The organism is Rhizobacter sp. P2_H3 (assembly GCF_056403355.1).
Genome location: NZ_JBFUFQ010000180.1, coordinates 1 through 12147 on the forward strand (window position 1 = coordinate 1; position 12147 = coordinate 12147).

At 69.3% G+C, this 12147-nt stretch carries 12 protein-coding genes; 3 read left to right on the top strand and 9 right to left on the bottom strand.

The genetic code is table 11. The features are described from left to right. Nucleotides 1-137: 137 nt before the first annotated feature. Nucleotides 138-1526 carry a metalloprotease PmbA gene (pmbA, locus tag AC1D1T_RS24315; protein WP_477992624.1) on the bottom strand — a complete coding sequence of 463 codons (1389 nt, stop codon included), beginning with the start codon at nt 1524-1526 and terminating at the stop codon, nt 138-140. A gap of 112 nt (nt 1527-1638) precedes the next feature. Here pmbA and yjgA point away from each other — a divergent pair, with 112 nt between their 5' ends. Together yjgA and mog are read left to right on the top strand one after the other, a co-directional pair. Beyond that, entirely contained in the window at nt 1639-2181 is a 543-nt protein-coding gene (yjgA, locus tag AC1D1T_RS24320; RefSeq protein ID WP_465113441.1) for a ribosome biogenesis factor YjgA, read from the top strand. After that, nucleotides 2171-2785 carry a molybdopterin adenylyltransferase gene (gene mog / locus AC1D1T_RS24325; RefSeq protein WP_477827555.1) on the top strand — a complete coding sequence of 205 codons (615 nt, stop codon included), beginning with the start codon at nt 2171-2173 and terminating at the stop codon, nt 2783-2785. Before yjgA ends, mog begins: the two co-directional genes overlap by 11 nt. On the opposite strand, the gene cysE is transcribed toward mog, so the two are convergent. Both cysE and AC1D1T_RS24335 read right to left on the bottom strand, forming a co-directional pair. Next, a complete protein-coding gene (gene cysE / locus AC1D1T_RS24330; RefSeq protein WP_477827554.1) occupies nt 2778-3542 on the bottom strand; it encodes a serine O-acetyltransferase in 765 nt (254 codons plus the stop codon). The genes mog and cysE overlap by 8 nt on opposite strands. Nucleotides 3543-3630: 88 nt before the next feature. Next, nucleotides 3631-4350, bottom strand: a complete 720-nt coding sequence (locus AC1D1T_RS24335) for an RNA methyltransferase (protein WP_477827553.1) — start codon at nt 4348-4350, stop codon at nt 3631-3633. A 117-nt stretch (nt 4351-4467) separates the two neighbouring features. Between AC1D1T_RS24335 and AC1D1T_RS24340 the strand changes: the two genes are divergently transcribed. Then, nucleotides 4468-5439 carry an inositol monophosphatase family protein gene (locus tag AC1D1T_RS24340; protein ID WP_465113437.1) on the top strand — a complete coding sequence of 324 codons (972 nt, stop codon included), beginning with the start codon at nt 4468-4470 and terminating at the stop codon, nt 5437-5439. Nucleotides 5440-5443: 4 nt separating this feature from the next. Here the strand turns inward: AC1D1T_RS24340 and AC1D1T_RS24345 are convergent, their stop codons facing one another. From AC1D1T_RS24345 to AC1D1T_RS24370, 6 genes are all read right to left on the bottom strand, one after another. Further along, nucleotides 5444-6595 carry a Gfo/Idh/MocA family protein gene (locus tag AC1D1T_RS24345; protein WP_477992625.1) on the bottom strand — a complete coding sequence of 384 codons (1152 nt, stop codon included), beginning with the start codon at nt 6593-6595 and terminating at the stop codon, nt 5444-5446. Between the two features lie 10 nt (nt 6596-6605). After that, nucleotides 6606-7604 carry a sugar phosphate isomerase/epimerase family protein gene (locus AC1D1T_RS24350; protein WP_477992626.1) on the bottom strand — a complete coding sequence of 333 codons (999 nt, stop codon included), beginning with the start codon at nt 7602-7604 and terminating at the stop codon, nt 6606-6608. A 24-nt stretch (nt 7605-7628) separates the two neighbouring features. Next, entirely contained in the window at nt 7629-8579 is a 951-nt protein-coding gene (locus tag AC1D1T_RS24355; protein WP_477992627.1) for a substrate-binding domain-containing protein, read from the bottom strand. A gap of 77 nt (nt 8580-8656) precedes the next feature. Continuing rightward, the gene (locus AC1D1T_RS24360) at nt 8657-9730 is read right to left on the bottom strand and encodes an ABC transporter permease (RefSeq protein WP_477992628.1); all 1074 of its coding nucleotides are present in this window, start codon (nt 9728-9730) and stop codon (nt 8657-8659) included. Next, on the bottom strand, nt 9711-11198 hold the full coding sequence (locus AC1D1T_RS24365; protein ID WP_477839700.1) for a sugar ABC transporter ATP-binding protein: 1488 nt from the start codon (nt 11196-11198) through the stop codon (nt 9711-9713). The genes AC1D1T_RS24360 and AC1D1T_RS24365 overlap by 20 nt, the downstream gene beginning before the upstream one ends. Continuing rightward, on the bottom strand, nt 11195-12147 hold a 953-nt coding region (locus AC1D1T_RS24370), incomplete at its 5' end, for an ROK family protein (RefSeq protein WP_477992629.1). The genes AC1D1T_RS24365 and AC1D1T_RS24370, both read right to left, overlap by 4 nt.

Below are 12147 nucleotides of genomic sequence, written 5' to 3' on the forward strand. Positions count from 1 at the left end.
CCTTGGAATGGGTGATGCGGTTGAACCGCGGGATTCTAGGAGGCCCGCAAAATCCGACGCGAGGGGTGTTTCCCCGTCCGAGAAACTACGCACTCCGCAGCCCGGATTCCAATCCGGGACCCGGGTTGTCACCCGGGCTACAAGCCGGCGATCTTCATCTCGGGGATCAGCACCGAGCCGATGGTCTTGGTGCCCATCGTGTAGGCATCGGAGCCGACCGCGACGATGTTGCGCAACATCTGCTTCAGGTTGCCGGCGATCGTGATCTCGTGCACCGGGTAGGCGATGCGGCCGTTCTCGACCCAGAAGCCGGCGGCGCCGCGCGAGTAGTCGCCGGTCACGTAGTTGACGCCCTGCCCCATCAGCTCGATCACGAACAGCCCGCGGCCGAGCTTGCGCAGCATCTCGTCGAGGTTGTCGCCGGGCTTCGTCAGCCGGCTCGTGAAGCTCAGGTTCTGCGAGCCGCCGGCATGGCCGGTGGTCTTCATGCCGAGCTTGCGTGCCGAGTAGCTCGACAGGAAATAGCCCTGCACGATGCCGCCGGTGACGACGTCGCGCACCCGCGTGACGACGCCCTCGTCGTCGAACGGCGCGCTGCCCTTGCCGCCACGCACGTGCGGGTTCTCGCGGATGTCGATGTGCGGCGCGAGCACTTCCTTGCCGAGGCTGTCGAGCAGGAAGCTGGAGTTGCGGTACAGCGCGCCGCCGCTGGTGGCCTGCACGTAGCCGCCGAGCAGCCCGGTGGCGAGCGTCGACTCGAACAGCACCGGCACCACGCAGGTCTTGATCTTGCGCGACTTCAGCCGCGACAGCGCGCGCTCGGCGGCGTAGCGGCCGATGGCCTCGGGGCTGGCGAGATCGCCGGGCGCGCGCATCGAGCTGTACCAGGCGTCGCGCTGCATGTCGTCGCCGCCGCGGCCGGGCAGCGACGCGATCGGCGCCACCGACACCGAGTGCCGCGAACTGRCATAGCCGCCGCGGAAGCCGCGGCTGTTGCCGGCGAAGAAGTGCGATTGCTGCGCCGACACGCCGGCGCCTTCGCTGTTGGTGATGCGGCGGTCGGTGGTGAGCGCGGCGGCCTCGCAACGCTGCGCGATCTCGGCAGCACCGGCGGCATCGATGTCCCACGGGTGGAACAGGTCGAGGTCGCGGGTGGCGGCTGCGCCGAGCGCCAGGTCGGCGTCATCCGGCAGGCCGGCGGCCGGGTCTTCGGCGGTGAAGCGGGCGATGTCGTAGGCGGCCTTGACCGTCTGCTCCAGCGCGGCCGGCGAGAAATCGGACGTGCTCGCGTTGCCGCGGCGCTGGCCGAGGTAGACGGTGACACCGATCGACTTGTCGCGGTTGCGCTCGACGTTCTCGATCTCGCCCTTGCGCACCGACACCGACAGGCCCGCGCCTTCGGAGACCTCGACCCCCATGTCGCTCGCGCCGAGCGTCTTGCCGAGCGACAGCGCGTCTTCGACCAGTTGCTCGAAGCGCTCGCGCGAATACGCGAAACCGTGGGTGGGGAGGGAGGACTGGGTCATGGAGGCGGCAGGCGCACGAGGCAGCCAAGAGGAAGCGAGGGCTATCATACCGACGCCCTTGCCCGTGCAGCCCTCGTTTCCCCTCATGGCCCCTCGAACTCCCAAGAATCACGTGCCCGACCCTGTCGCCTCCGAAGACGGCGACGACGACTTCGACGGCCCCAGCAAGACGCAGCTGAAGAAGGACATGCACGAGTTGCAGGCGCTGGGCGAGGCCTTCGCGGCGCTGCCCGAGAGCCGCATCGTCGGGCTGCCGATCTCCGAGACGCTGATCGGCGCGGTGATGGAATACCGCCGCACCCGTTCGCACGAGGGGCGGCGGCGCCAGATGCAGTACATCGGCAAGCTGATGCGGCGCGACGACGTCGGGCCGATCCGCGAGGCGGTCACCGCGATGCAGCTCGGCCAGGCCAAGGATTCACTGGCGCTGCACGAGGCCGAGCGCTGGCGCGCCGAGCTGATCGCGAGCGACGACGCGCTGACCACCTGGATGCAGAAGCACCCCGGCGGCGACGTGCAGCAGCTGCGCAGCCTGATCCGCGCGGCGCGCAAGGATGCCGCGGTGGCGCCGGAGCAGCGCAGCGGGCGGGCCTACCGCGAGCTGTTCCAGTTCATCAAGGCACTGACGCTGGCGGACGACAACGATGGCGAATGAGAGCCCCGCCGCGCCGCTCGACACGGTGCGCATCGGCCTGGTGTCGATCAGCGACCGGGCCTCGAGCGGCGTCTACGAAGACAAGGGGCTCCCGGCGCTGCAGACCTGGCTGGGCCGCGCGCTGCGCAACCCGGTCGAGTGGGAGACGCGGCTGATCCCCGACGAGCAGGCGCGGATCAGCGCGGCACTGGTGGAGCTGGTGGACGCCCGTGGGTGCCACCTGGTGCTGACGACCGGCGGCACCGGCCCGTCGCCGCGTGACGTGACGCCGGAGGCGACGCTGGCGGTGGCCGACCGCGAGATGCCGGGCTTCGGCGAGCAGATGCGCCAGATCAGCCTGCGCTTCGTGCCGACCGCGATCCTGTCGCGGCAGGTCGCGGTGCTGCGCGGCAAGGCGCTGATCATCAACCTGCCGGGGCAGCCGAAATCGATCGCCGAGACGCTGGAGGGCCTGCCGAACGCGCAGCCGCCGGCGCCGGGGATCTTCGCCGCGGTGCCGTACTGCATCGACCTGATCGGCGGGCCGTACCTCGAGACGGACGAGAGCGTGTGCCGCTCGTTCCGCCCGAAGTCCGCGCAGCGGCCTGCGCCCGCCGCTACTTGACCAGCTGGTTCATCCGCTCGGCGTCGAAGTGCTCGGCCTTCTGCGCATCGGCCGGCACGCAGTCGTCCTTCGCCGGTGACAGCTTCTCGATCGCCGCCCACAGCAGCGCGATCTGGTGCTCGTGGCCGGCGGCGTTGTCGATCAGGCCCTTCATCGCCTGCGACACCGGATCGTCGCCCTGCGTGACGCCGTAGGCCGAGAAGACCTTCCTGTCACCGGGCTCGACATGCGACGGGTCGTCCTTCGCGAGGATGATGCGCGCCGGGTTGCCGACCGCGGTCGCACCGGCCGGCACCGGCTTGGTGACGACCGCGTTCGATCCGACACGCGCGCCCTCGCCGACCGTGAACCCGCCGAGCACGCAGGCATTCGCACCGATGATCACGCCGCGCCCGAGCGTCGGGTGACGCTTGGCGCCCTTCACGAGCGAGGTGCCGCCGAGCGTCACGCCCTGGTAGATCGTGCATTCGTCGCCGATCTCGGCCATCTCGCCGATCACGACGCCCATGCCGTGGTCGATGAAGACACGCCGGCCGATCGTCGCGCCGGGGTGGATCTCGATGCCGGAGAAGAAGCGCGCGACGTGCGAGATGAAGCGCGCCGGCCAGTGCCAGCCGTGCGTCCAGCAGGCGTGCGACCAGCGGTGCATCAGCAGCGCATGCAGGCCCGGGTAACAGGTGACGACCTCCCAGGTGCTGCGCGCGGCGGGGTCGCGCTCGAGGATGCAGGCGATGTCTTCTCGGAGGCGGTCGAACATGGGGGTGGGGTGAGACCGGGGCGGGTCAGTTTATCTGGCAGCTTGAAAGTCCACGGCCGTCAGGGGCAAGTGCGCGCCGGTGGGCCGCTCAGCCGCGGCGCTGGATCGCGCGTGCGATGCCGCGCAGGATGTGCACTTCTTCCGCGCTGAGTTCCGCCCGGTTCAGCAGTTGGTTCAGCCGCGGCATCAGCTTCTTCGGCGCGGCCGGATCGAGGAAGCCGATGTCGGTGAGCGCCTGCTGCCAGTGCTCGAGCAAGCCCTGCACCTGGGCGCCGTCGGCGAGCGTTGCATCCGGCACGCGCGGCACCACCTCGAAACCGCCGAGCGCCTGGCGCCAGTCGTAGGCCAGCAACTGCACCGCCTGCGCGAGGTTCAGCGAGCCGTAGTCGGGATGGGTCGGGATGCTGATGCAGGCATGGCAGCGGTAGACGTCGTCGTTGGCCATGCCGAAGCGCTCGGAGCCGAACACGAAGGCCACGCGGTGCTCGCTGCGTGCCAATTCGGCGAACAGCGGCCGCGGCGCGTGCGTCGCCGGGCCGAAATCGCGCGGCGTCATCGCGGTGGCGCAGGCGTAGCTGATGCCGTCGAGCGCCTCGGCGAGGCTGCCCACCACCCGGGCGCGCACCAGGATGTCGGCGGCACCGCTGGCCATCGCGACGGTGTCCTCGTGCACCAGCGCATCGGCAAAGCGCGGCGCGACCAGCACCAGGTCGCTGAAGCCCATCGTCTTCATCGCGCGCGCGGTGGCGCCGATGTTGCCGTAGTGGCTGGTGTTGAGCAGGATGAAACGGGTGCTGTCGATGGACATCGGTGGCTCGGGGATTTCCCCAGGGACGAACGGCTAAAATCCGCGATTATCCGCAGCGCCCCGCGCGCTGCCCGCTCTTTCTCACCTCCGTCTGCCTCTCACCCTTCAGGGCGCCTCATGTCGCAAGCACTGCATCCCATGCTCAACGTGGCCATCAAGGCCGCACGCGCCGCCGGCGCGATCATCAACCGGGCGTCGCTCGACCTCGACCTGCTGAAGGTGAACACCAAGTCGCCCAACGACTTCGTGACCGAGGTGGACCAGCTGGCCGAGCAGGCCATCATCGAGACGCTGTTGACCGCCTACCCCGGCCACGGCATCCTGGCCGAAGAGTCCGGCCGCGCGCACGGCGCGAAGAACAGCGAATACGTCTGGATCATCGATCCGCTGGACGGCACCACCAACTTCATCCACGGCTTCCCGGTCTACGCGGTGTCGATCGCGCTCGCGTACCGCGACCAGATCCAGCAGGCCGTGGTGTACGACCCGACGCGCAACGACCTGTTCTACGCCTCGAAGGGCCGCGGCGCGTTCCTGAACGACAAGCGGCTGCGCGTGTCCAAGCGCACGCGCATGCAGGATTCGCTGATCGGCACCGGCTTCCCGTTCCGCAAGGGCGACAACTTCAAGCGCTACGTGAAGATGTTCGAGGAGGTGATGCAGAACTGCGCCGGCCTGCGCCGCCCGGGCGCTGCGGCACTCGACCTGTGCTACGTGGCCGCCGGCTTCTACGACGGCTTCTTCGAGACCGGCCTGAACCCGTGGGACATCGCCGCCGGCTCGCTGATGATCACCGAGGCGGGCGGGCTGATCGGCAACTTCACCGGCGAGGCCGACTTCATGTACCAGCGCGAGGTGGTCGCCGGCAACCCGAAGATCTACGGGCAGATGGTGGGGATCCTCGCGCCGTACACGCGGGTGATCAAGGCGGATGAGGCCGCCAAGGGCGAGGCAGCCGTCGCCGAGGACGGCACGCCGGGGGTCACGCCGGAATCGGCGCTGGCCGCAACCGCCACGTCAGCCAAGCCCGCCGAGCCCGAGAAGCGCAAGGCCGTGCGGATCCGCAAGGCCGACGCCGAACGCAGCTGACGCGTCAGTCCCAGGCGGTCCACTTCGCGGTGGACCGGCTCGACTCCACCGTCTTCTCCATGAACTTGACGCCCCGCGCGCCATCCTCGAGCGTCGGGAAATCCCCTTCCAGCGCCCCAAGCGCCCTTCCCTCCTCCTTCGCGAGGATCGCCTCGGCGACCCCCAGGTAGAGGTTCGCGAACGCCTCGATGAACGCCTCCGGGTGCCCGGTCGGCAGCCGCGAGGCCTTCTTCGCCGCGTCGCCCAGCCACGGCGAGCCGCGCGTCAGCAGGCGCTTCGGCCCGTCGAGCGAGGCGTGCACCAGCAGGTTCGGATCCTCCTGGTGCCAGGCCAGCGAGCCCTGCGTGCCGAACACCCGCAGCCGCAGGTCGTTCTCGCCGCCGATCTCGATCTGCGACGCGATCATCACGCCGCGCGCGCCGCCCCGGTAGCGCAGCAGCAGGTTGCCGTCGTCGTCGAGCCGGCGGCCCGGCACGAAGGCGGTCAGGTCGGCGCACAGCGCCTCGATCTCCAGCCCGCAGACACTCGCCACCAGGTTCTCGGCATGCGTGCCGATGTCACCGATCGCGCCGACGATGCCGCTCCTCGCCGGATCGACGCGCCAGTCGGCCTGCTTGTGGTCGCCGGCTTCCAGCTGCGTCGCGAGCCAGCCCTGGTTGTATTCGACGATCACCTTGCGGATCTCGCCGAGCTGGCCGGTGCGCACCATCTCGCGCGCCTGCCGCACCATCGGGTAGCCGGTGTAGTTGTGGGTGACGCCGAACACCGTGCCGCTGCGGCCGCGCGCCGCGAGCAGCGCCTGCGCCTGCTCGCTGGTGTGCACCAGCGGCTTGTCGCACACCACGTGGATGCCGGCCTCGGTGAAGGCCTTCGCCACCTCGAAATGCACGTGATTCGGCGTCACGATGCTGACGAAGTCGATGCGCTCGCCACGCGGGCGCTTCAGCTCGTCATCGAGCAGCGCCTGCCAGCTGCCGTGGTTGCGCGCATCGGCCAGGCCGAGGTCCTGCCCCGAGGCCCGTGCCTTCGCGGCATCGGCCGACAGCGCGCCCGCCACCAGCTCGATCTGCCCGTCCAGCGCCATCGCCTTGCGGTGCACCGCACCGATGAACGCACCCCGGCCGCCACCGACCATCGCATATCGCAGCTTGCGCATCAGCAGCCCCTCATTTCTCGAACGACGCGTCGAACGCACGCGCCGACGGCTTGAAATCGAGCCGGCGCGAGAACGCCGCGCTCTCGGTCGCGCCATGCACGCGGTCCATGCGGCTGTCTTCCCACTCGACGCTCAGCGGGCCCTGGTAGCGGATGTCGTTGAGCGCGACGATGATCCCCTCGAAATCGATCATCCCGCGCCCGACGCTGCGGAAATCCCAGAAGCGCCGCGCATCGCCGAAGCTGGTGTGCCCGCCGAACACGCCCACCGTGCCGTCGCCCTTGCCCCACCACACGTCCTTCATGTGCACGTTGTGGATGCGCGGCCCGAAGGTGCGCAGGAACTTGACGTAGTCCACGCCCTGGTAGCCCAGGTGGCTCGGGTCGAAGTTGAAGCCGAAGCGTTTGTGCCCCTTCACCGCCTCGATCGCACGCTGGCTGCTCGCGATGTCGAACGCGATCTCGGTCGGGTGCACCTCGAGCGCGAAGTTCACGTCGACCTCCTCGAACATGTCGAGGATCGGCGTCCAGCGCATCGCGAAATCCTCGAAGCCCCGGTTCCAGAACGCTTGATTCGTCGGCGGGAAGGCATACAGCGCATGCCAGATCGACGAGCCGGTGAAGCCGGTCACCGTCTTCGCGCCGAACTTCGCGGCGGCGCGCGCGGTGTCCTGCATCTCTTTCGCGGCGCGCCGGCGCACGCCCTCGGCCTCGCCGTCGCCCCACACGTGGGCCGGCAGGATCGCCTTGTGCCGCTCGTCGATCAGGTCGCAGACCGCCTGGCCGGTCAGGTGGTTGCCGATCGCGAAGCACTGCAGGCCGTGCTGCTCCAGCAGCCGGCGCTTGTCGGCCACGTAGCGCTCCGACTGCAGCGCCTCCTGCACGTTGAAATGGTCGCCCCAGCAGGCGAGCTCCAGCCCGTCGTAGCCCATGGCTTTCGCGAGGGGCGCCAGTTCGGCGAGCGACAGGTCGGCCCACTGGCCGGTGAACAGGGTGACGGGTCTGGGCATGGTCAGCTCCTCAGATCAGGTGGTTCAGAACGGCGAGTCCGGCACGTAGTACTTGGCCGCGTTGTCCTTGGTGATCAGCACCGACGGGATGATCGTGGTCGCCGGCATCGCGGTGCCCTTGACGCGCGCCTCGGCGGTCATCTTCATCGCGTCGGCGATCATGCTGGGCGAGTAGGTCACGTCGGCGCTGACGATCTTGTCGCCGTCCATCACCTTCTTGATGTAGTCCTTCGAGCCGGCGCCGCCGATCACCAGCTTCACGTCGCTGCGCTTGGCCTGCTCGATCGCCTTCTGCACGCCCACCGCCATGTCGTCGTCCGAGGCCCACACGGCATCGATCTGCTTGAAGCGCGTCAGGTAGTCCTGCATCACCTTGAAGGCATCGTCGCGGTTCCAGTTGCCGTGCTTGGCATCCAGCACCTTGATGCCCGAGTTCGCCTTCATCACCGCGTTGAAAGCGTCGACGCGCTGGTTGTCGATCACCGTCGGAATGCCGCGCAGGATCACCACGTTGCCCTTGCCGCCCATCGCCTTGGCCATGTACTCGCCGGCCACCTTGCCGAAGCCGGGGTTGTCGCCGGCCACGTAGGCGTTCTGCGCGCTGGTGTCGGTCAGGCCGCGGTCGACCACGGTCACGTACACACCCTTGGCCTTGACCTGCGCGACCGGCTGCGTCAGCGGCGCGGATTCGAACGGCAGGATCACCAGCGTGTTGATCTTGTTGACGGTCTGCAGGTCCTGCACCTGGTTGGCCTGCTCCGAGGCCGAGCCTGCGGTCTTGACGATCACCTGCAGGCCGGGATGCGCCTTCTCGAGCTCGGCCTTGGTGCGGTTGGCCCAATAGACGACGCCACCGGCCCAGCCGTGCGTGGCGGCCGGGATGGACACGCCCATCACGACCTTGTCCTGGGCGAAGGCGGTGGCGCCTGCGGCAAGTGCCGCCAGCGTCACGAGGATGCGGGGAATGAACTTCATGGGACTCGTCTCCTGTTGTGTGTCGATCGGGACTCGATCGGGGTCTCTGCGGAACATGACCGTTGCCGGTCGGGGAACTAACGCCGCCCCCTCTGGAGGAAGGCGACGATGATGATCACGATGCCCTGCACGGCGGCGTTCAGGTACACGCTGATGATGCTGGTGAGGTTCAGGATGTTGCTGATCACCGAGAGCAGGATCGCGCCGACCACGGTGCCGGTGATGCGGCCCTCGCCGCCCTTCAGCGCGGTGCCGCCGACGATCACCGCGGCGATCGCCTCCAGCTCCCACAGCAGTCCGGTCGTCGGCGAGGCCGAGCCCAGCCGCGGCACGTACAGCACGGTGGCCACGCCGACACACACGCCCAGCAGCATGTAGGTCAGCACCTTGATGCGGTCGACATTGACCGCCGCATAGCGCGCGACCTGCTCGTTGGAGCCGATCGCCTGCACGTAGCGGCCGTAGCCGGTGCGGTTCAGGATCAGCGCGCCCAGCAGCGCGACCGCCGCGAACACCCAGATCGGGAACGGCACGCCCAGCAGGCTGCCGTAGTAGACCGGGCTGTAGGCGTCGGACAGCTTGCCGTCGAGCGTGATCGCGCCGCCGTTGGCCAGGTAGGTCAGGTAGGCGCGGAAGATGCCGAGCGTGCCCAGCGTGACGATGAACGGCTCGATGCGGCCCTTCGTGACGAGCAGCCCGTGCGCGAGGCCGAAGACCGCGCCGAGCGCGAGGGCGAACACGATGCCGATCGCCACCGTCAGCAGCGGCGAGCCGACCTGCGCGGCGATGCCGTTCATCAGCAGGATCATGCTGCCGGCGATCAGCGCCGCCATCGAGCCGACCGACAGGTCGATGCCGCCGCTGATGATCACGAAGCACATGCCGACCGCGATGATGCCGATGAAGGCGGTGCGGGTCAGCACGTTCATCGCGTTGTCCCAGGTCGCGAAATCGCCGTTCAGCAGCGTGCCGGCGATGCACAGCAGCACGAGGCCGAGCCACGGGCCTGCTGCCTGCAAGCGCAGACGCCAAGCGGCCGTGACAGGTGAGGCCGGGCCGAGCGCCGGGCCGCCCCAAGCCGGCCCGGATCCCCCCGGGGGATCGGTCGGCGTACCCGCCGGCCGAGGGGTCCTAATGTGTTCCTGTGGCATGAGCGATCAGCTCCTCTTCGGTCAGGTGGTCGGCCGACAGCGTGGCCTGCAGCCGCCCCGCGCGCATCACGGCGACGCGGTGGCACAGGCCGATCAGCTCGATCAGCTCGGATGAAATGACGACGACGCCGCGGCCCTGCTCGGCCAGGCGCTGGATCAGGAAATAGATGTCGCGCTTGGCACCGACGTCGACGCCGCGCGTCGGCTCGTCGAGCACCACCACGCGCGGCTGCGGCTGCAGCACCTTCGCGATCGCGAGCTTCTGCTGGTTGCCGCCCGACAGCGACGACGCCCGGCTGCCGAGGTCGCGCGTGCGGATGCCGAAATCCGCCACCGCCTGCTGCAGCGCCAGCGCCTCGGACGCCGGGTCGAGCAGCGGGTGCGTGTGGCGCGCCAGGTCCATCAGCGTCAGGTTGTCGCGCAGCGAGAGCCGCACATGCAGGCCCTTGCCCTTGCGGTCTTCGCTGAGGTACGTCAGCCCGTGCTGCGCGGCCTCGCGCGGGCTGCGCAGCGGGCGCTCTTTTCCATCGAGCTCGATGCGGCCGGCGCTGCGCGGGCGCAGCCCGAGCAGGCCCTCGAACATCTCGGTGCGGCCGGCCCCCACCAGCCCGGCGAAGCCGAGGATCTCGCCCGGGCGCACCTCGAAGCTCACGTCGTGCGCCCAGCCGGGCACGCTCAGGCCCTCGACCTTCAGCAGCGGTGCCGGCGTGCCGGCCACCGGCAACTTCGCCGGGAACATGTCCGACAGCTCGCGGCCGACCATCAGGTTGGCCATCTGCTGGCGCGAGAGCCCGGCGGTCGGCGCGCGGGTCACGAAGCGGCCGTCGCGCATCACGACGATCTCGTCGGTGATGCGCTCCACCTCGTCGAGCTTGTGCGAGATGTAGACGATGGTCACGCCATCGGCCTTCAGCTGCGCGATCAGCGCGAACAGGCGCTGCGTCTCGGCGGGCGTGAGCGTCGCGGTCGGCTCATCCATGATCAGCAGGCGCGCCTTGCGCGACAGCGCCTTCGCGATCTCGACCAGCTGCTTCTCGGCGACGATCAGCTCGCGCACCCGGGTGTCGGGGTCGATGTCCAGGCCGACCTGCTGCAGCACGCGGCGCGATTCGTCGCGCATCGCCGCATCGTCGAGCAGCCAGCCGCGGCGGCGCTCATGGCCGAGGAAGATGTTCTGCGCGATGCTCAGGTCCTCGGCCAGGTTGAACTCCTGGTGGATCAGCACGATGCCGCAGCGCTCGGCATCGCGCGAGTTCGTGAAGCGCTGCGGCGTGCCGTCGATGCGCAGCTCGCCGTCGCTCAGGGCCTCGTAGCCGGAGAGGATCTTCATCAGCGTCGACTTGCCGGCCCCGTTCTCGCCGAGCAGGCCGACCACGCGGCCGGGTTCGAGCTCGAAGCTGACGCCGTGCAGCACGCGCACCGGGCCGAAGTCCTTGGTCACGTCGGTGAAGGTCACTTGAAGGCTCACGTCACGGCCTCCGGAACGCTGCCACGCGCGCGCATCGTCTCCTGCAGCGCGAGCACGCCGGCGCCGATCACGCCGGTGCGCTCGCCGAGCGGCGCGTACTGGATGTCGAGGTGGCGCGTCGAGAGCGCGAGCGAGCGGTGGTACACGCTCTGCCGGATCGACGCCAGCAGCAGCGGCCCGATGCCGGTGATGCCACCGCCGATGAACACATGCGACGGGTTGAAGAAGTTGACGATCGACGCCAGCATCTGCCCGATGCGCGTGCCTGCCTTCTGCACGATGCCGTGTGCGGCGGCATCGCCGGCGCGGCTCGCCTGGCCCACGTCGATCGGCGAGATGCTGCCCTGCGCCTTCAGCACCTGGGCCAGCAACGCGCTCTGGCCCGACTGCGCCGCCTCGACCGCCATGCGCGAGATCGCCGGGCCGGCCGCCATCGCCTCGACGCAGCCCAGGTTGCCGCAGTGGCAGCGCGGGCCGTCGGGGTCGACGCAGATGTGGCCGACGTCGCCGGCCGAACCGTCGGCGCCGCGGTAGACCTCGCCGTGGCAGACGATGCCGCAGCCGATGCCGGTGCCGATCTTGACCACCAGGAAATTCGGCAACCGCCGGTGCAGCCGCCACAGCTCGCCGAGCGCCATCACGTTGACGTCGTTGTCGATGAAGACCGGCGCCGCATAGTCCTCGCCCAGCACGTCGCGGATCGACAGCCCTTCCCAGCCCGGCATCAGCGGCGGGTTGACCAGCAGCCCGCTGCCGAAGGCGACCGGCCCCGGCACCCCCATGCCGATGCCGATCACCTCCTTGCGGGTCGCGCCGCAGTGCTGCAGCAACTCGCGCAGCAGCTCGCGGATGYGCGACAGCAGCACCGCCGGGCTGGCGCGCACGTCGGCCGGCTCGGCATGGTGGGCCAGCACGCCCATGTCGGGCGACAGGATCGCCACGTCGAGGC